The following is a 20,934-nucleotide window of genomic DNA, read 5'->3' on the forward strand; positions in this document are numbered from 1 at the left end:
TCTGCCTTCTTTTCTCTATAAATTAAGTAAGTTCTCTCGAAACAAATCTGCATATTCCCGAATTACATTCTGATCAAAGTACGGTTCATCATCAATTCTTCCAATATACTTAACTCCAGTTTTATTAAGAATTAAACTTTCCGTCGATTTATTTTCGTTTCCACTAAAGATGATACCTGCTACTTCAAAACCTCTATTCTGAATCGCTTCTATGGTTAGAAGTGTATGATTAATGCTTCCCAAATAATGTCTTGAAACCACAATTATTTTATAATCCGACTGAATTAAATCTACAATGGTATCTTTTTCATTTAACGGAACAAATATTCCGCCGGCTCCTTCAATTACCAAATGATTAGTAGTTTCGGGTTCCATAATTTTATTTAAATCTATCGTAAGCCCATCAATTTCTGCTGCCAGATGCGGACTTGCCGGTGTGTTTAATTCATATGCATTAGGGTAGAATTGAGATTTTGAGTTTGAGATATGAGATTTTACTTTATGTGTATCACTAAAATTCAAATCTCCGGCCTGAATGGGTTTCCAATAATCAGCCTCTAAAGCTTCAACAACGATTGCCGAAGTAACGGTTTTACCAACATCAGTTGAAATTCCGGTTATAAATATTTTCATACTTCTTTTGTTTCACAGAGACTCACAAAGTGAATATCCGTTTCATAATTTATGCAAAAATACCAATAAAAAACAAAACCCATCATTGAGATGGGTTTGTTATTTTTTATTCTTCTTTCAGTTCGTCTATAACTTTTCGGATTTCCTTAGCATACTTTCCATAATAGTGATGCACCCACCATTCGGTAAACACTCCTATCATTAAGATCGTTAGTACAAAAACAAGCACAATCAATCCTAATTTCCTGTTAGCAAAACCCTCATTTAAGATCTGTGTAAAATCTGGCATTTCGTAAAGAATAAATCCAAAGAAATAGATTAGAAAAAAAGGCGATAATGAAAAAGTAAAAGTCTTATAAAGCTGCATATTAAGCCTGATATCAAGATATGTTTCGTATAGACTGTCTTTAGTTTTCAATGCGACCTTATCTAATCTTCTATAGAACAAAAAAAGCTGCGTTAAATAATAGATGCATATAGCAACTAATATTCCGAATATAAAATAGTAAGGCACTACTAAGTTCGATGGAAATTTACTGTGTACTGGCAAAAGACCTATGATCACCAAGGATAAAATTTGAATGAAAAACTCCATTCTTAAACTTTTTCTAATCCTGTCCAAAGGCATACTTGCCGATTGTATTTTTTCTAAATTATTTGGAACAACAACATTTTCAGTCTTTTCATTATTCCATGCGTTTTGTATATCGTTAAAATCCATATCCCTGATTTTTAATTATTTCTTTTAATTTTTCTTTGGCTCTGTTTAATTTCACTCTGGCATTTCCTTCTGAAATTCCTAAATTCTCACCAATCTCTTTATGAGAGAAACCTTCCAATTGATAAAAAATGATCGCTTTATCAATTTTTTCGAGTTTTTGAACCGCTTTATAAAAATGATCAATCTGACTTTCTTTAATCTGCGAATCACCTTCATCTTCTTTAATATTCTCAGAGGCGATTTCGTACTTATCAACCTTTCGCTTTTCCTTTTTCAGAAAAACAATGGCTGTATTCACTGCTACACGATACATCCAGGTCGAAAACTGACTTTCATTTCTAAAAGAATCATACGATTTCCAAAGCTGGCAAATAATTTCCTGAAACAAATCCTGTTGATCGTCAGGATTATCCATGTACATCTTAGAAACTTTGTAAAGTATTCCCTTATGACTTTCGATCCGATTTAAAAATTCTTGTTCTTTCTCTTTCAAAATAATCTTAGTTCATTATTGGTTTTACCTTATACCCTGCTTTTCTTAATAAATTAATTACTCCGTACTCACCTCCCAAATGTGCCGATCCTACAGCAAAAAAGACACTCTCTTTTTTCATCAATTCCGGCATACTCTTTACCCAATTGATATTTCTCTGGTCTAAGATAACCTTATTTGTTTTTTCACTTGACATTCTTTCATTAGTAGTGACCTCATACAGCCCAATAATATTTTCACTTTTATAAAGTGATACCGACTTAGCAGTTTCCGAAGCATTTAACTCACCCAGCATCTCAATCAATTCATCATCTGTATAGGCATTTTCGAGTATTTTCATCTGGCTTTTTACCGTTTCCAACCCCCCAATTTCAATATTTCTTTTCTTGGCTTTCTCGATAAATTCCATTTCATAAAGCTTAACATCATCACAGCCAAAACTTTTGACAGAAATCAGGCTCATTACCGTAGCCAGACTCAAGGCATCTACCTGTTTTACACCCATTCCGGTTGCTCTTTGCAGAATTACATCTAATTTTGCAAGTTGTTCCGGGCTCAATTTCTTACTCAAAGGCTCTTTACCCAAAGCCAGCTGCTGCATATCAGCCATTTCTTTTGGATCTGCAAAATCAATTTCTAAAACTAATTCGTTAGAAGCTTCAAATGCCTTCTTCGTCTTTTCAGACAGAAAATAATCTTTTGAACATATGGTATGAATTGTTCCGTACAAATACGATGGCTTCGTCAATCCTTTCCCTGATACTTCCCATAAAAGCGAATTTTCAAGTTTTGAAGATTCTACCTGTGCTTGTGCTGTTCCGTTAAAAATTAATACGATTGCTGCGATTGCTGATGTAAATAAATTTTTCATTTTGTTGATTGATTGATGATGATTTGATTGATTTGATTTGATTGATTTGATTTAGTTTGATTGATTGATTGTACTTTGATGATCGATAGAATACCTATTACGATTTGCTGTATTTTTCTCTCTGCCAAGATGCCATTGAAGCAAAGAAGAGGCAAATCATAATTAGCAATAATTCTTTATCCGGTTTATCTAAAATAAACTGATTCACTAAAGAATAGCCAAGTCCTGCAGAAGCAGCAAAGACAAATACGAAGTTGAACACTTTTTCGGTAACTGATATTGAAGTTGTTTTCATAATTATTTTGGTTTATTTGATTACGACTCGTAAGTAATCAAACAATCAAAACGTTACAAAAAATTCTAAACTTTTTTAAAGAAACCCATAAACAAAGGGGGAGCCGAAGTTTTTTTAATCATTTATAGTTTCACAGAAATACAAAAAAAGTGCCCAACAAAATAACTTTGTGAAGCTCTGTGACGACTTTGCGATTCTTTGTGAAACACCAAGTTTTAAAATACGAAATTCCCTAACAATTCTAAAATCTGGTTGATTTCCTGTTCTGAATTATAACTATGAATACAAAAGCGTAAACGTTCCTGACCTTCCGGAACGGTTGGAGAAAGTATAGGTTTTACATCGAAACCTTTGTCCTGAAGCTGTTTTGCCAATCGCTTTACATTTTCATTTCCCGGAACAATCGCCGACTGAATAGCCGATTTACTCCGAACAAACATTGGCTTTAGCCCTAACAAGTTTTTTTGTTGATTGAAAAACACTATGTTCTGACGTAACTTTTCAATTGTTACTTTTTCCAATTCCAATTGTTGGTAGGCAATTAAAATTGTAGCAACAGAATGTGGAGAAAGTCCGGTAGTATAAATAAAGCTTCTGGCGAAGTTTACCAGATATTCTTTAAGATCAGAACCTCCTAAGACTACGGCACCATGACAGCCTAAACCTTTGCCGAAAGTCATGATTCGTGCAAAGATTTTGTCATGCAATTTCTGATATTGCATTAGCCCCTCACCTTTGTCTCCAAAAACTCCCAAAGTATGTGCCTCATCAACTACCAAATAGCAATTGTATTTCTCCGACAACACTACTAACTCCTCTAGATTTGGACTATCACCATCCATAGAAAAGACGGTTTCCGTAACAATATAAACATTCGTATCCAGAAACTTTTGAATAAGCCGTTCCAGATCTTCAAAATCATTGTGATTGAACTTATACGATTTTGCATTAGACATTATGATCCCGTCACGAATAGAAGCATGACTTAATTCATCATACAAAATCACATCATTACGCTGCGGTACAGCGCTAAAAAAACCAACATTGGCATCATAACCCGAATTAAAGATTAAAGCCGACTCAGCGTCATGAAATTCTGCAATAAACGTTTCTGTAATGTGATATAAGGAATGGTTCCCCGAAATTAATCTCGAACCAGTAGCACCATTCTGAAATATTTCATTTTCCAGCAAATAAGCATGAGTATACTTAAAAATAGATTCTGATTTTGAAAAACCGATATAGTCATTAGACGAAAAATCGACCAAATTATTAAACGCAGGTAGTTTTCTAAGCGAGTTATTCTGTTTTCGTATCTCTAATTTCTGATTCAGGTTTTCGGGTAATTTCATAAAAGCAAAGTTATGAAATTGATTGCAAAATAAACAGCACGGCTAATACTGCCTGTCATTCCCTTTCAATTATCAAAATTATACTTGCGAAAGCAGCATTCTTTTAATAGTCAAAAAATACAAATTAAAGCATAAAAAAAGGCCTCAATTACTTGAGGCCTTTTCAATTTATTCTGAAATTGTATTAGTCAACTAAAACAATTACTTTATTATCTTTCATTTCAACAGTACCTGATGCAATCTCTAATGTATAGGTTTGATCGTTTACTTTTGTGAATTTACTCGCTACTTCTTTAGAAAAATTAAACTTTGCAGAAGCAATTTTAATAGTTCCTTTTTCCAGAATAGAGACAATAGGAGCGTGATTATTCAATATTTGAAAGCTTCCATCAACTCCAGGCAATGTAACCGATGTTACTTCTCCTGAAAATAATTTTGCTTCTGGTGATACTATATCTAAAATCATAACTTTTTTTTAAATTCCAAATTATAAAATCCCAAATCCCAATTTTGGAATTTGGAATTTTTATTTTTTGATGTTTGTCAAGCTATGCTTGATTATGCTTCAGCTAACATTTTTTCTCCAGCTTCGATAGCATCCTGAATAGAACCTTTCAAGTTGAAAGCTGCTTCAGGAAGATGATCTAACTCACCGTCGATAATCATATTGAATCCTTTGATAGTATCTTTAATATCAACCAATACTCCAGGAATACCTGTAAATTGCTCCGCTACGTGGAATGGCTGAGATAAGAAACGTTGAACACGACGTGCTCTTGATACTGATAATTTATCTTCTTCAGATAATTCTTCCATACCAAGAATCGCAATAATATCTTGCAATTGTTTGTATTTTTGAAGAATTTCTTTTACTCTTTGTGCACAATCATAATGCTCATTTCCTAAGATTTGAGGAGTCAAAATTCTTGAAGTAGAATCTAACGGGTCAACCGCAGGATAAATACCTAACTCAGCAATTTTACGAGACAATACCGTTGTTGCATCTAAGTGAGCAAACGTTGTTGCTGGTGCCGGGTCAGTTAAGTCATCCGCAGGAACGTAAACCGCCTGTACAGATGTAATAGATCCTTTGTTTGTAGAAGTAATACGCTCTTGCATAGCTCCCATCTCTGTTGCCAAAGTTGGTTGGTATCCTACTGCAGAAGGCATACGTCCTAAAAGTGCTGATACCTCAGAACCTGCTTGTGTAAAACGGAAGATGTTATCAACAAAAAACAATACGTCTTTACCTTGATCAGTTCCAGCTCCATCACGGAAATACTCAGCGATAGATAATCCCGAAAGTGCTACACGAGCACGAGCTCCAGGAGGCTCATTCATTTGTCCGAAAACGAAAGTAGCTTTAGACTCTCTCATTCCTGGCATATCTACTTTAGATAAATCCCATCCTCCATTTTCCATAGAGTGCATGAAATCATCACCATATTTAATAATTCCTGACTCTAACATCTCACGAAGTAAGTCATTTCCTTCACGTGTTCTTTCTCCTACTCCTGCGAATACTGAAAGTCCACCGTGACCTTTTGCAATATTATTAATCAACTCCTGGATCAATACTGTTTTACCAACACCTGCACCACCAAACAATCCAATTTTACCACCTTTTGCATAAGGCTCGATCAAATCGATTACTTTGATACCTGTGAATAAAACTTCTGATGAAGTTGACAAATCTTCAAATTTAGGAGCTTGTCTGTGAATAGACAAACCGTTTTCACCTGTTTTAGGCAAGTTTCCTAAACCATCAATTGCATCTCCAATTACATTAAATAAACGTCCATATACGTCTGGACCGATTGGCATTTGGATTGGATTTCCAGTTCCAACTACTTCATATCCTCTAGACAAACCGTCTGTAGAGTCCATAGAGATTGTACGAACAGTGTTTTCTCCAATGTGAGATTGTACTTCTAGAACTAACAATGTTCCGTCTTTTTTAGTGATTTCTAGTGAATCATAAATTTTTGGAAGTTCAACATCCTTACCGTTGAAAACTACGTCAACTACTGGTCCAATGATTTGAGCAACTTTTCCTATTACTTTTGACATTACTTATGTATTTATTAAATAGCTATTTAGGTTTATCGAAAATACCTCTTTTTTCAGAGCGCAAAGATAATTTTTTAAAATATAAAATCAATATTTTTTTTATAAAAAATACTACGATTTTGTTTGATTCTTAAAAGTCAGGCCTCAAATACCGAAAATAGCATTTTTTAACCGCATAAAAAAAGCCACTGCATTGTGAAAGCAAGTGGCTCTATTTTAGAAAAACAAGTTTTAATTTATAACTTTAGGATAAAGGATCTGATAATTACCAACATCAACTCCTTTTAAATTTGAACCGTATTTTGCATTAATTGCCTCAATAAATTTATTAGCAATAAAAGCATAACCTCTTGCCGAAGGATGAACACCATCTAAAGAGAATACTCCTCCGGTAACAAATGTACTTGTCAAAGTATAACCATCTACAGAAACTCCATTTGCGGTAGACAACTGTTTCATCAGCCCGTCAGCATCTACCAAAGCCAGACCATTTGCTTCCTGAGCCGCTTTAATTGTTAGATTATAGGATGCTGTAGCCGTTTTAATATCGGCTATCTCTTTTGGTATCAAGACAAACTTATCCTGCAATGGATATGTAATTCCAAATTTATCCAGTGGAGCCGGAGGCGCCATTCCAATTCCTGAGTTTGCAGCCGTAGGTGCCGTTCCAATGGCAGTTCTGGTAGTCAGAAGCACCAAATCAGCAACTTTAGCCTGACGCGCCTGACCGAAAACAGTACCATAAAAGGCCGCAGTCTGTGCTCCTACTGACGGTGTAAGTACTGCAGTAAGCTGTGCAGATAAATTAGTAAGAGTTTCATCTTTTATCAGCAAAGGATTTGCTGCAGTTAGCGATAGTAAATCAATTCTATCCGTAACTCCAAGATAATTTAAGGCGCTTTTCAACGGACCGTATAATTGTGCGTTAAGCGCATTGATTGTTGCTGTTCCAACAGCCGTACTTCCATTACCTAAAACAGAAATGGTTAATGGATTATAAGGAACTGTTGTAAAGTGAGGCAATGTACTTATGTCCGGTAAATTTGCAACTACACCTTTTCTTCCATTCTTAGACAATTCTGTTGCCAGATTTTTATAAACAGCATCAAAAGTAGCCGGATCTGTAATCGGATTTGTTCCGTCTCCTCCTGACGTGGCATAACCTAAAACATCGTTACCACCAATCCATAAAGAGAAAAAAGTAGGATTCTGCGCTAAAGCATCGCCTAAAACCGTTGCTGAAGCCGAAGAAGCAATCCTTCCAAAATAAGGATTAGCGCTGGCGTATCCTGCAAATGCCAAATGAGTTGCTTTTGCCCCCGGAATTCCTAAATTACTGAAAGCTCCTGTCAAACGTGCACTTATATCTGTACCCGAAACACCACTAACAGGAACCGGAGTACTTGTTGCTACATCTAAATACAATCTAACCCCTAAACTAGGTACCTGAACACCACCGGAGGAAAACCCTCCAATATTATCGGCCATAAAAGGAGTCGTAAAAGCTCCACCACCTACCAATGCAAATTGCTGTGCTAAAATATTAGGGTATGCATTTGTCTGACCGGCCTTAAACAAAGCATTGTCTGAAAAACCTGCCGCGAAAGAATCCCCCAACGCAACATATTTTGAAAAATTCGCCTGCCCCGAAGTTAACGGCTGTCCATCAGATGAATCTGACACCGTTACCGAATCATCACTATTACAAGCCATAAAGGTTACTGAAACCAAAAACAGCCATTTTAAATTTTTTACCATGATCTACTATATTTTATAATTATCCTTTTCTGAATATTGTATTCGGAAAAGCAAATAATAAGTTTTGTTTCGTCTATTACTTCAAATTACGGATTGATTGTCCAGGAAACAAAATACTGCTGCCCAATATATCCTGCACCAAGTACCTGAGCATATTCTTTTCCTCCAATATTTGAGGCCCCTAATTTGAAAAGTGATTTTAATTTTGGAAGCCCATAATTAATCTGCGCATCAATTACGGTTGCTTCTTTAATGATACCATCCGCAAAAGTTGATTCCCATTTGTATTCACTATTCCATCTTCCACTCACATTGAACCCGAAGTTCTCAAACAATTTATCATTTCCAAGAGATACTTTAACTCTGTGTTTTGGTGTATTAAAACCAGCTTCAAAACTTGGATCTTTTGCCTGATCAAAATCAAACTGAGCATAATTATAATTTACTCCTAATTCAAAATTAGCAATCACTTTTTTAGAAAGACCTACTCCAAACCCAAACGATTTGATTTCAACATCTGTATTAGTATACAGCTGATAAGCTCTTATATTTCCACTTTGAAGCGCATGAAGCGTCTGAAAACCAGAATCTGTAGGCCCGGCTAAAGGATTTGGCGCATCTTGTGCTGTACCATAAAAAGGAGCCACAACATTTAAATTCCCAATAAAATGGTTGTAAATATTATAGTAAGCATTAAGATCTACCGAAACATCATTGATAAAAGAACGATATCCCAATTCAAATGCCTTAACTTCCTCTGGTCTTACATAGTTTACATTTGTTTTTCTCAAAAGTGCTGCCGCAGCTACAGGATTACTTCCTGCCAAAGCAGCAAAAGCACTGGCTGAACTTGCTGTGTACGAATTACCATATGCATTCAGACCAGTCATTACAACAGTTGGTCCTCCTGCAAAAGCCTGACCTGTCGTTGTCGAAACAGGCAATGTTTCAGTGTAACGCAATAAGTTATCCGGAGCAGAACCTATCAATACTGCACTTCCCACATTAAAACCTATATACTGATCCTGTGTAGACGGGTTTCTGAAACCTGTTTGGAACGATGCTCTGAAATTATGATTTTTTTTCTCCCCTCCAGAATATACAAAGGAAACTCTAGGCGAGAAATTACCATCGAAATTTTTAGATTTGTCGTAACGAATAGAACCTGTAAATTTCAGTCTGTCTTCCATAAATTTCTTTACCAACTGCGTATATGCACCATAATCTGTATAATTAATACCGCTATTACCATCAGTGTAAATTCTTCCATGAGAGTTTAACTCATACAATCTAAACGATCCACCAACCTGAATTTCAGCAAACTTTATCAAATCTTTAAAGTTATAGTTTGCATCTGAATGGTAAATTTTTGAATTATCTACCAGTTTTGAACCCGTTAGTACACTTTCATCATCAATTACCTGACTAAAAGCATTCTTAAACGCTGACGTGCCCGGCAAAAAACGACCTGTATCTGCTGTAGTTCTTCCTGCCGCATGTGCCTGTTCAGGAGTTGCTCCTCCTAAAGTAGCCTGAACGTAAGCTCCCGCATACTGACCAAACCAGGTTTTATCGTCTTTCCATTTTCTGTTTATATTAATTCCGGTAAAAGCCATATCATAAGAATCTCCTCCATCTTCTGTAGTAGTATACCCTCTCACAAAGAAATTCTTTCCTTTGAATTCAATTTTGTGCTGCTGCATAAAAAAGTTATTCAAGTAATATCGATTAGCTCCCTGATAAACGGCATTTCCGAAACCAAATTTACTTTGCCAGATAATTTCCAATCGTTCATCACCAAAAGGTCGTCCATGAAAAGAAAAATCAATCTTAGTATTTCCTGCTTTGTTATTCGTAAGATCAACTTCGTTGTAACCTGTTCTGCTCACATTTTTATTCGGCAATAAATTCACAGCCGAAGCAGGAAGCAACCCTAAAGCAGCCAGAGATTGCCCCACCCCTTTTAAGTTAGTCGAAACCTCGTCACCATAAACATTGATTCCATCATAATTAATATTACTTCTGTCAATTCCGGGAATTGTTTTGTCATTATAATTTGTAGCATACCAATCAGTAGCTTCCATATATGTAAAATTTGCTTTGGCTGCAAAATATTTATTAAACGCATGTGCGAAACGCATCCCAAAATCATAGTAATTATTAGTACCGGCAGCTTTTTGTGAAGTCACTCCGTATTTAAAATAGGCTGATGCCCCCTGATAAGTAAAAGGACTTTTACTATTCATAAACATAATACCGTTAAAGGCATTTGCACCGTACAAAGCAGAAGATGCACCCGGTAACAACTCAACACTCTGAACATCAATCTCCGAAACACCAATCATATTCCCCAAAACAAAGTTCAAAAGCGGAGATGAATTGTCCATACCATCCACCAATTGCATAAAACGGGTGTTAGCTACAGTCGCAAAACCTCTGGTATTGATTGATTTAAAAGACATACTACTGGTATTCATCTGCACCTCTTTTAAATTTTCCAGACCATCATAAAAAGAAGGAGAGGCCGTTTTCTTAATGTCCTGAATTCCCATTCTTTCAATGGTTACCGGAGACTCAAGCACTCTTTCGGGAGTTCTAGAAGCAGAAACCACAATTTCATTCAATTTGGTTTCCTCATCCTTTAAAATTACATTAATTTTTTGATTCGCAGCCGTAACACTAATGGTTTTAGATTCGAAACCTACAGCCGAAACTTTAATGCTAAAAGGCAGTTTCGTAGAAGTATTTAACTTAAATGTACCGTCAAAATCGGTAGAAGCACCGTTTGAACTTCCAACTACGACAATGTTGGCTCCGGGAATAGGTTGTTTACTGCCATCAGTCACAGAACCGGTAATTGAATTCTGCGCAAAAGATATTCCGCTGAAAAACAACATAATTAATAAATAGACTCTCATTTGGTTAGTTTTTGGTTAGTTTTTGTTTAGTTTATACTACCAAAATACAAATAATTTCAATATGTATAAAAAAATGTTAAATAAAATTCACTTTTACTATATTTTTACACAATATTTTAACTATTCATCAATACTGTTTTGTTAAATTAAAATCAAATATTACACCTCCAGCAATTCAATTACTATGCATACATATTATTTTAAACCAAAAAAATGAGGATTTAATAAAAATACACAGACGATAAAAAAAATATGACAATAAAAAAAAGCGAGATCAAAATCTCGCTTTTTTAACATTTTTAATAATTCAACTATTTTGTCAATCGAAACGAAACAAAATGCCAATAATTATTCCTTATACCCAAACCATTAAATACAAACAAGTTGCTTAAAACTCAATCTTCAAGCCAATTTGATTAGCACTTGCGATTAAAGTAGTTTTGGGAACCGATTTATAATTTTCTACCAAACCTTCATTATGTTTCGCAATGGCAGATTTAATCTTTCTAGTATACCCCATCTTAATAGGGATCGAAGCGATAATCATTGCACCTCCAATAATCGCGGCTGTAAAACTGGTACGCTCAGATTTAATCGAAGGATTATATCCGTTTCCGGGATATGAAACTGTGGTATTATCCTCAGTTAAACCCACTATTAAATTGGCAACCACAAGGCTGCTCCCTCCGTAGAAAAGTACATTTCCCCACGTTTTTTTGTTACGCCCGACGTTATAAAGTGACAATGCTTCCGGATTGGTGTCTAAATAGGCACGAACTACATTCGATGATAGTTTTTTGTTTTCGGTATCGTTGTAAACCACTCCTCCACTTCTATAGCTAAGTTGTTGTGAGAATACCGATACACATACTACTAAAAACAGACAACTAATCAATAATTTCATTTTCTTCATATTTATATATTATTTTTTAAATGTTCCAATGTTGTAAACACAAAAAAGCACCTCGTCACTAAAAGATATTCTTTCTTAAAAATTATAATTGATTCTATATCCCAAAGCCACACATCTACTCCTTGTCTTTTCATAAACCTTATACCTTTAAATCTATTTACTACGAAGTCAGAGCGCTTCTCAAATTGGGTTTAAACAAAAACAGTAAAAATTTCCTATTTAATAATTCAAAAAATTTCGCGCAAACTAATAATTATCTTTCTAGCACGCAAAATTTGCGACAAAAAAAATGCGAGACCTAAGCCTCGCATTTCTAAATACTTATATACTTTAAATAAAAGTTCTATTCTACCGTAACCGATTTTGCCAAGTTACGAGGCTGATCTACGTTACAACCTCTCATTACTGCAATGTAGTACGAAAGCAATTGTAAAGGTATTGTTGTAATCAGCGGAGACAATGCATCTGAAGTCTCAGGGATCTCAATTACATAATCGGCTAACTCACGAACTTGTGTATCACCTTTGGTAACCACGGCAATGATTTTACCGCTTCTGGATTTGATTTCCTGAATGTTACTTACGATTTTATCGTAATGACCTTGTTTAGGTGCAATAACAATAACCGGCATGTGCTCGTCAATCAAAGCAATTGGCCCGTGCTTCATTTCGGCAGCAGGATAACCTTCTGCATGGATATAAGAAATCTCTTTCAATTTTAATGCTCCTTCCAATGCTACCGGGAAATTATAACCACGTCCTAAGTACAAGCAATTTGGCGCATCTTTAAATGCAGCCGCAATTTCTTTTGCTCTGTCGTTAGTTTCTAATGCCTCTGCTACTTTTTCCGGGATTATCTCTAATTCCTGCAAATAGGTATGAAAATCAGTATTTGATAAGGTTCCTTTAGCTTTACCTAATCGCAATGCGATCATGGTTAAAACTGTAATTTGAGTTGTAAATGCTTTTGTTGAAGCTACTCCAATTTCTGGCCCCGCGTGTGTATAAGCACCAGCATGACTTTCTCTCGAAATAGAAGAACCTACTACATTACAAACTCCAAAAACAAAGGCACCGTTTTCTTTTGCCAATTTAATCGCCGCCATAGTATCAGCAGTTTCTCCCGATTGAGAGATTGCAATAACTACATCATCTTTGTTGATGATTGGATTACGATATCTAAACTCTGAAGCATATTCTACTTCAACAGGAATTCTCGTAAACTCCTCAAAAATGTACTCTGCCACTAAACCAGCATGCCATGAAGTACCACAAGCAACAATTAAGATTCTTTTTGCATTAAGGAACTTTTCTAAGTTGTCCTCAACACCAGCCATTTGAACGATTCCTTCATTTGCATGAAGTCTTCCTCTATACGTGTCTTTTATAACACTTGGCTGCTCGTAAATTTCTTTTAGCATGAAGTGATCGTAACCTCCTTTTTCAATTTGCTCCAGGTTCATCTGAAGCTGCTGAATATAAGGATCTACTAAAGAGTCGTCTTTAATTTTTCTAACTTTAAGCGGCTTGTGCAATCTAATATTTGCCATTTCACCATCTTCAAGATAGATCGCATTTGAAGTGTACTCAATAAAAGGCGAAGCATCAGAAGCAATAAAATATTCTCCTTCTCCAACACCAATTGCCAATGGACTACCCAATCTGGCTGCTACAATTTCATTTGGGTTCTTTTTATCAAAAACAGCAATTGCATAAGCTCCTACTACCTGATTTAAGGCAATCTGAACTGCTTTACCCAATTTTATACCTTCATTTTTCTGAACTTCTTCAATTAAGTTCACTAAAACTTCTGTATCTGTATCTGATTTAAAAGTATATCCTCTCTTTATTAATTCTTCTTTAAGCGGTGCATAATTCTCAATAATTCCATTGTGAATAATAACCAGCTCTCCTGAATTAGAAAGATGCGGATGTGAATTTACATCATTTGGAACACCATGGGTTGCCCAACGTGTATGTCCAATTCCTATGCTTCCGGTTGCGTCTAAACTCTCTTTGGCTTTAACCTCAAGATCCGAAACTTTACCTTTTGTTTTACAAAGTTTTATCCCTGACTCGGCATTATACAACATAACACCGGCACTATCATATCCTCTGTATTCAAGTCGCTTTAATCCTTTTATAATAATAGGATAAGCCTCTCGATGACCGATATATCCAACAATTCCGCACATATATTAATTATTAATTTGGTTTCGTGTAGTAAATTTCAAGCTGTAATTTTTTCCCTGTCGGGATATTTGCGCTTGACGTACCTCCAAATAATACAGTCCCCAGCGGGCTAATTACTGAAGCTCTTGGTACCTCTGAGATAACGCTGTTTTTTAGCTTTAATTTGTTAGAAGATATTATACTTGCATCTCCCGTAACTACCAAACCTAATTTTACGTTTTTCACAGTTGCATTCTTAATGATATTACGAATGTGATTCGTTAATCTAATTTTATAAGTTGTTCCTCTTTTTGTAGTAGGATCTACATTAATAATACCGCTATATACCGCTTTATTCAATAGCGGATTAGATGAAGTTCCATCAACCAAATAATCTGCGATAGGTACATTGTCGTCCAGATTATACAAGTAAATTCGTTTAGGCTCGTAAGAACCTGTCATTTTATCTGTGTCAATAGAAAAAATTAAATTAGCCTCATTAACCAACCATTTCTTCGACCTGATTTCATCCAGTTTAGCACCAAAACCATTAAGTTCCAGCACCGCCAATGACCCCTGTCCTCCTTTTAGATAAAGCCTGTCGTCACCAGTTTTATTATTTGGATTCGATAATACACTAGCATAAGCAGCTTCTTTAGCCTCCTTAAGTAAACCTGCTGACGCACCTGTTAACTTAATCGTTATCGTTTTCTCCTCCATCGTTGTATCCGGATCAGTCGTTATAACCGTCTTAACCTTATACTTGATCGTAATTTTACCTGCTGTTGCAAAATTCAACAAAGCCATATTGGCTGGACTGGTTCCTGAACGTTCCACCTTAAAATATAATCCTCTGAAATACTCCTGAAAAACATCAGCAGAAGCCAATTTTGCAGCCGGAGCTTTAAGGATTTTATCCATAAAGAAAGTTTTATTCAGGTTCAAACGCATTTCCGGGGCAACTTTTGTACTTGTTTCTTTACCGGTCGTAGGATCTGTACTCTTATCCGTAATCTCACTTGCATTAAAGAAAAACTGCTCATTTTGAGTGATATCCGAATCATCGTTTAAAGGAGTTCCTTCAGTCTTTCCCGGAGCCACATAAGGTTTTTTAGATTTATCAAAATTGATATAATCGGCTACACCTGTATCTGTGTCCATATCTGTATTATACAGCTGTGCAAATTGTGCTCCTCCATCAAAAAAGGAATTACGCATTTGAACACCAGACTCATACACACTAAGTTTCATCTTCCCATTAGAAGCTCCGTAAATAGAATCTAACGCAAATGTCCTATTACCACTAGGATCAGTACTTTTAACATGATTAAAATAAGGAACACTAAGTACTACACTCACTATTTCAGGCGCATCACCAATAGTAGGCGCATAGGTTTCTAAACTAACCTGAGTAGCAAAACTGGCCGTTGTACTACCAAAAACTGTATTATCGTAAATACCTAAACCATAATTTACCGCTCCATTTGACTGAATCGGGGTTACTTCCTGATTATAAGCTAAAACATCATATTTTTCAGATTCCAGACCAAAATGATCGTCTCCGATCAAACCATCACCAATCGCATTAAAATCTTTATCGCAAGAATATAAAAGGACAACTGTTGCAACTAATAGTATTTTCTTAATAAAAGAAGTATTGTACATGTTTAATAATAAAGTTAAAATTTAAAGACCCATTGTTTTATAGAAATTTGTATACGCTTCAGCGAATGCATCTTTCGTGGCGAAAGGTAAAAAAGGTTTTCCTGAAGATTCTATAAATTTTGTTAAACTTGGAGATACATTCTCAGAAGCTATAATTACAGCATCCGAATGCAATATACTGGCTTTTAGGATATTTTCGTAATTAGGAACTTCCAAATCAGCAACTGATTCATGCGGAACTCCGTCAAATTTCACTTTATTAATCATCTCCAGATCCAGATTCTCATCAAAAGATTGTCCGTAAACCGAGGTTACAATTTTAGTCTCAGAAAATAAAGCCTCATTTTTATAATAGTGCTTCATGTAAATAGGTAACATCGAAGCCAGCCAACCGTGAACGTGGATAATATCCGGAACCCAGTTTAGTTTTTTTACTGTTTCAACAACTCCTTTTGCAAAAAAGATAGCTCTTTCATCATTATCAGGATACAAAACCCCTTCTTCATCGGCAAAAGTTGCTTTTCGCTTAAAATATTCATCATTATCAATAAAGTAAACCTGAATTCTTTCTTTCGGGATCGAAGCAACTTTAATAATCAATGGCATATCTAAGTCATTCACTACCAAGTTCATTCCTGAAAGTCTAATTACTTCGTGTAACTGGTGTCTTCTCTCGTTAATATTCCCATATCTTGGCATGAAAATTCTTATTTGACCTCCTTGATCGTTAATCATTTTTGGAACGTCATAAGACATTAAAGAAACCTCATTTTCAGCCAAATAAGGCACGACTTCAGATGATACATATAATATCCTCTTATCTTTCATAATAGTATTTTACTTAATTTTTGGTAATAAAAACGTTGCAAAATTACAAAATTTTATGCAGTTATTAACTAATATATTATGTTTGCACTAAATTTTAATAATACTGCCATGCATATTTTCTACGGTAAAGTAGCTTTGATAGCTTATTTAAAAACTATCAAAACCGCAAATTCTACTATCGGATTTGTACCTACAATGGGCGCTTTACACCAAGGGCATCTGGCTTTAATGCAAAGATCACTTAAAGAAAATGACGATACCGTCGTGAGTATTTTTGTGAACCCAACCCAGTTCAATAATCCTGAAGATCTTGAAAAGTATCCGCGTACTCTAGAAGAAGATGTAAAGAAAATGAGAGGTTTAAGTGATAAAATGATTCTTTACGCTCCTACTGTCGATGATATTTATGAAGGCCATACGATCTCTGAGGATTTTGATTTTGATGGTTTAGAAAACCAAATGGAAGGAAAATTCAGACCAGGTCATTTTAACGGAGTCGGAACTATCGTAAAACGCTTGTTTGAAATTGTCACTCCAACCAACGCTTACTTTGGAGAAAAGGATTTTCAGCAATTGCAGATCGTTAAAAAAATGGTTGAAAAAAATCATTTACCCGTAAATGTCGTAGGCTGCCCTATTTTCAGAGAAGACAATCAACTCGCGATGAGTTCACGAAACGAGCGTCTAACTCCTGAAGAACGAAAAGAGGCTTCTATAATTTACAAGGTTTTGACCGAAGCAAAAGAAATATTTCTGAAAGGCACTTCTGAAGAAACCATTCAATTTGTAGAAAATTCTTTCAAAGACAACGAACGATTTGAACTCGAATATTTCGTCATCGCTGACGAATCCACATTATTACCTATAGAACACAAAAGCAAAGACAAAAACTACCGTGCCTTTATAGCGGTATTTGTTAATTCTATAAGGTTGATTGACACCATTTCATTAAATTAATTTACCTTTGCACCATGCAAATTCAAGTTATAAAATCTAAAATTCATCGAGTAAAAGTAACCGGAGCTGATTTAAATTATATTGGCAGCATTACTATTGATGAAACTTTACTGGAAGCTTCAAACATCATTGAAGGCGAAAAAGTAGCAATTGTAAACATCAATAATGGCGAACGTTTTGAAACTTACGCGATCAAAGGAGAGAAAAATTCAGGAGAAATAACCCTGAACGGACCTGCTGCCAGAAAAGTTCAAAAAGACGACATTATCATTATCATATCTTATGCAACCCTGGAGTTTGAAGAAGCTAAAACTTTCAAACCATGGATCATTTTTCCAAATGAAAATGATAATTCGCTAACCTAATCTTTCCTTTTACACTTTATTCGATTTAGTTTGTTCAATATCTTTTGACACAAACAGTAATTTATTGGCTTAAATTCAATATTGACTTTAACAACAAAAGGGGCTTGCTATTTTTAAAATTCTTACTACTACCTGATTGCAATAATTAACAAAAAATTGATTTAGGACATAGAAACATAGATTACTTAGGTGGAAAAAAAATGAAAGAAAGAAACACATTTCTTTCACATAGAGAAATATGCGTATTTAAATGAAGTAAAACGCCTTTTCTATAAATACAAAACCTATGTAACTATGTGTTAAAATAAATTCGACCCAACGGATTACAATACTAAAAAAGCAAATAAAATGTTATATTGCTACACTATTACAATACTTTTTAACTCACTGAAATGCCCCACTCATGAAAAAAGTTTACCTACTAATTGCCTTAATTTCAATTTCTGTCTTTTCGCAGAAAAAATTTGACAACATTAAATCCGAAAAGCTTGGAGAAGAACGAAGAATAACAATAGGCCTTCCGGAATCTTACGAAGCCAATCCCGATAAGAAATATCCCGTTTTATATTTACTGGATGGTGATTATTTATTCGACCCATTCTCCGGCGCCATAAGCTATGGTACCTATTGGGGAGATTTACCTGAGATGATTATTATTGGTGTTCATCAAAATAAAAACGACGAGCGCGAAGACGATACTACGATTGATCAGAATACTGGACTTCCTTTTGAAAAAGGAGCTAGTTTTTTTGAATTTGTTGGTGCCGAATTAGTGCCTTACATTGAAAAGAAATACCGTACATCGCCTTTCAGAATTATTGCCGGTCACGATGTAACAGCAAGTTTCATTAATTTTTATTTATACAAAGAGCAGCCTCTTTTTAATGCTTACATTGCTTTTAGTCCTGAACTTGCCAATAAAATGGAAATTAGAATTCCCGAAAAACTGGCCAAAACTACAGAACCTTTATTTTACTATCTGTCTGTAGCCGATGGAGACAATAAAAAAATCAAAGAACCTATCGAAAAATTAGACAGCAATATTAAAATCGCCAATAATCCGTTAGTAAATTACAAATACGATTTATTTAAGGGCACAACCCATTACACTCAGGTTTTACATGCAATTCCAAGTGCCTTATATCAGATTTTCGATGTTTACAAACCCATTAATTCCTCTGAATACAACAATAAAATTGCGGTTCTGGAAACCGGATATGCTGATTATTTAGAAAACAAATACAACACCATGTCTAAAGTTTTAGGAGTTCAGATTCCAGTGAGAATGAGTGATTTTAAAGTAATTGAAAACCTCATTTTAAAAAAGAACGCCTATGACGAATTAGGCAAAATGGCTGAAATTGGAAATGTAAACTATCCAAAAGCCATGCTGGGAGAATATGAACTAGGACTTATGTATGAGAAAATGGGTGACCCAAAAAGAGCTTCTAAAAAATACCAAAATGCTTCTCAAATGGAACCAATTGGTGATTTGAATAAAGATTTGATGTACGAGAAAATGGACCAGATGAATGTACTTGCAAAAACTACTAAATAATGTCAAAAGTTAAAACTACTTTTTTTTGCCAAAACTGCGGGACCCAATATGCCAAATGGCAAGGACAATGCAATGCCTGTAAAGAATGGAATACTATTGCTGAGGAAATTATTCAGAAGCAGGAAAAAGTAGCCTGGAAAAGCGAGCCCACTTCAAACGGTAAGGCTCCGCGTCCTTTAAAAATTAATGAAATTGATTCGGCACAGGAAATCCGAATGAATACTACTGACGGCGAACTAAACCGTGTTTTGGGTGGCGGAATTGTACCCGGATCCCTGACGCTTTTGGGCGGTGAACCAGGCATTGGAAAAAGTACACTTTTGCTTCAAATTTCATTAAAACTACCTTATAAAACTTTATACGTTTCCGGCGAAGAAAGCCAGAAACAAATCAAAATGCGTGCAGAGAGAATCACTCCCAACAGCGACAATTGCTACATTTTGACAGAAACCAAAACACAAAATATTTTCAAACAAATTGAAGCAATACAGCCTGAAATTGTAATCATCGATTCGATTCAGACTTTACACACCGATTATATTGAATCAACTGCAGGAAGTATTTCTCAAATCAGGGAAACAACTGCTGAATTGATAAAATTTGCCAAAGAAACCAATATTCCGGTTATTTTAATCGGGCATATTACCAAAGACGGAAATATTGCCGGACCAAAAATCCTTGAGCATATGGTAGATACTGTCTTACAGTTTGAAGGCGACCGAAATCATGTATACCGAATTTTACGCTCGTTAAAAAATCGTTTTGGTTCAACTGCCGAACTCGGAATTTACGAAATGTTAGGCAGTGGCTTACGCGAAGTATCTAACCCTTCAGAGATTCTAATTTCGCATAAAGACGAGGAATTATCCGGAACAGCAATTGCCACTACACTCGAAGGCATGCGTCCTTTGATGATCGAAATACAATCACTGGTAAGTACCGCAGTTTACGGAACTCCCCAACGAAGTACGACAGGCTACAATGCTAAAAGACTGAACATGATTCTGGCAGTTCTGGAAAAAAGAGCCGGATTTCGCTTAGGCGCCAAAGACGTCTTTCTTAATGTTACCGGCGGAATTTCTGTTGATGATCCTGCTATTGACTTAGCTGTTGTTGCCGCCATTTTATCTTCCAATGAAGACATTCCGGTAACAAAAGGGTTTTGTTTCGCGGGCGAAGTTGGACTCTCGGGCGAAATTCGTCCAGTAAACCGTGTCGACCAACGCATTCAGGAAGCCGAAAAACTTGGATTCACCACTATCTTTGTATCCAAATACAATAAAATTGCTTTAAAAAATATCGGAATCAAAATTGAACTTGTGGCTAAAATCGAAGATGTAGCCAGCATTCTTTTTGGTTAATTTTT

General features: G+C 35.5%; 18 protein-coding genes. 4 read left to right on the forward strand and 14 right to left on the reverse strand.

All coding sequences use genetic code 11. The features are described 5' to 3' along the window. Positions 1-15 precede the first annotated feature (15 nt). The 14 genes from bioD to AC3IS6_RS04360 form a co-directional block, all read right to left on the reverse strand. On the reverse strand, positions 16-633 hold the full coding sequence (gene bioD / locus AC3IS6_RS04295; protein ID WP_489163810.1) for a dethiobiotin synthase: 618 nt from the start codon (positions 631-633) through the stop codon (positions 16-18). Between the two features lie 106 nt (positions 634-739). Beyond that, on the reverse strand, positions 740-1,354 hold the full coding sequence (locus AC3IS6_RS04300; RefSeq protein ID WP_263362189.1) for a DUF485 domain-containing protein: 615 nt from the start codon (positions 1,352-1,354) through the stop codon (positions 740-742). Next, entirely contained in the window at positions 1,344-1,847 is a 504-nt protein-coding gene (locus AC3IS6_RS04305) for an RNA polymerase sigma factor (protein WP_173965122.1), read from the reverse strand. Before AC3IS6_RS04305 ends, AC3IS6_RS04300 begins: the two co-directional genes overlap by 11 nt. Before the next feature lie 7 nt (positions 1,848-1,854). Continuing rightward, positions 1,855-2,718, reverse strand: a complete 864-nt coding sequence (locus tag AC3IS6_RS04310) for a TraB/GumN family protein (protein WP_489163812.1) — start codon at positions 2,716-2,718, stop codon at positions 1,855-1,857. Between the two features lie 97 nt (positions 2,719-2,815). Then, the gene (locus tag AC3IS6_RS04315) at positions 2,816-3,013 is read right to left on the reverse strand and encodes a hypothetical protein (RefSeq protein WP_489163814.1); all 198 of its coding nucleotides are present in this window, start codon (positions 3,011-3,013) and stop codon (positions 2,816-2,818) included. Between the two features lie 215 nt (positions 3,014-3,228). Continuing rightward, positions 3,229-4,365 carry an aminotransferase class I/II-fold pyridoxal phosphate-dependent enzyme gene (locus tag AC3IS6_RS04320; RefSeq protein WP_489163815.1) on the reverse strand — a complete coding sequence of 379 codons (1,137 nt, stop codon included), beginning with the start codon at positions 4,363-4,365 and terminating at the stop codon, positions 3,229-3,231. 184 nt (positions 4,366-4,549) lie between these two features. Continuing rightward, positions 4,550-4,831, reverse strand: a complete 282-nt coding sequence (locus AC3IS6_RS04325; RefSeq protein WP_173965126.1) for a F0F1 ATP synthase subunit delta/epsilon — start codon at positions 4,829-4,831, stop codon at positions 4,550-4,552. A gap of 92 nt (positions 4,832-4,923) precedes the next feature. Further along, positions 4,924-6,435, reverse strand: coding sequence for a F0F1 ATP synthase subunit beta (atpD, locus tag AC3IS6_RS04330; RefSeq protein ID WP_047777068.1), 1,512 nt, complete (start codon positions 6,433-6,435; stop codon positions 4,924-4,926). A 231-nt stretch (positions 6,436-6,666) separates the two neighbouring features. Next, the gene (locus AC3IS6_RS04335; RefSeq protein WP_489163818.1) at positions 6,667-8,193 is read right to left on the reverse strand and encodes an SGNH/GDSL hydrolase family protein; all 1,527 of its coding nucleotides are present in this window, start codon (positions 8,191-8,193) and stop codon (positions 6,667-6,669) included. 86 nt (positions 8,194-8,279) lie between these two features. After that, complete coding sequence (locus AC3IS6_RS04340) at positions 8,280-11,111, reverse strand: TonB-dependent receptor domain-containing protein (protein WP_489163820.1); 2,832 nt, start codon at positions 11,109-11,111, stop codon at positions 8,280-8,282. Positions 11,112-11,499: 388 nt separating this feature from the next. Then, positions 11,500-12,024 carry a hypothetical protein gene (locus AC3IS6_RS04345; protein ID WP_489163822.1) on the reverse strand — a complete coding sequence of 175 codons (525 nt, stop codon included), beginning with the start codon at positions 12,022-12,024 and terminating at the stop codon, positions 11,500-11,502. 343 nt (positions 12,025-12,367) lie between these two features. Next, positions 12,368-14,218 carry a glutamine--fructose-6-phosphate transaminase (isomerizing) gene (glmS, locus tag AC3IS6_RS04350; protein WP_489163823.1) on the reverse strand — a complete coding sequence of 617 codons (1,851 nt, stop codon included), beginning with the start codon at positions 14,216-14,218 and terminating at the stop codon, positions 12,368-12,370. Positions 14,219-14,228: 10 nt separating this feature from the next. Continuing rightward, positions 14,229-15,860, reverse strand: coding sequence for a BamH family beta-barrel-assembly machinery protein (gene bamH / locus AC3IS6_RS04355; RefSeq protein WP_489163825.1), 1,632 nt, complete (start codon positions 15,858-15,860; stop codon positions 14,229-14,231). Positions 15,861-15,881: 21 nt separating this feature from the next. Then, entirely contained in the window at positions 15,882-16,688 is an 807-nt protein-coding gene (locus AC3IS6_RS04360; protein WP_173964648.1) for a glycogen/starch synthase, read from the reverse strand. A gap of 78 nt (positions 16,689-16,766) precedes the next feature. Here AC3IS6_RS04360 and panC point away from each other — a divergent pair, with 78 nt between their 5' ends. The 4 genes from panC to radA all read left to right on the forward strand — a co-directional run bounded on the left by panC (position 16,767) and on the right by radA (position 20,929). Further along, positions 16,767-17,645, forward strand: coding sequence for a pantoate--beta-alanine ligase (gene panC / locus AC3IS6_RS04365; protein ID WP_263362204.1), 879 nt, complete (start codon positions 16,767-16,769; stop codon positions 17,643-17,645). 14 nt (positions 17,646-17,659) lie between these two features. Beyond that, positions 17,660-18,010 (forward strand): aspartate 1-decarboxylase, encoded by a 351-nt coding sequence (gene panD, locus AC3IS6_RS04370; protein ID WP_017495920.1) that lies wholly within the window; start codon positions 17,660-17,662, stop codon positions 18,008-18,010. 403 nt (positions 18,011-18,413) lie between these two features. Next, the gene (locus tag AC3IS6_RS04375) at positions 18,414-19,568 is read left to right on the forward strand and encodes an alpha/beta hydrolase (RefSeq protein WP_489163829.1); all 1,155 of its coding nucleotides are present in this window, start codon (positions 18,414-18,416) and stop codon (positions 19,566-19,568) included. Then, positions 19,568-20,929, forward strand: coding sequence for a DNA repair protein RadA (gene radA, locus AC3IS6_RS04380; protein WP_173964645.1), 1,362 nt, complete (start codon positions 19,568-19,570; stop codon positions 20,927-20,929). The genes AC3IS6_RS04375 and radA overlap by 1 nt, the downstream gene beginning before the upstream one ends. The last annotated feature ends 5 nt before the right edge of the window (positions 20,930-20,934 follow it).

It is taken from the genome of Flavobacterium sp. KH_035 (assembly GCF_057839565.1).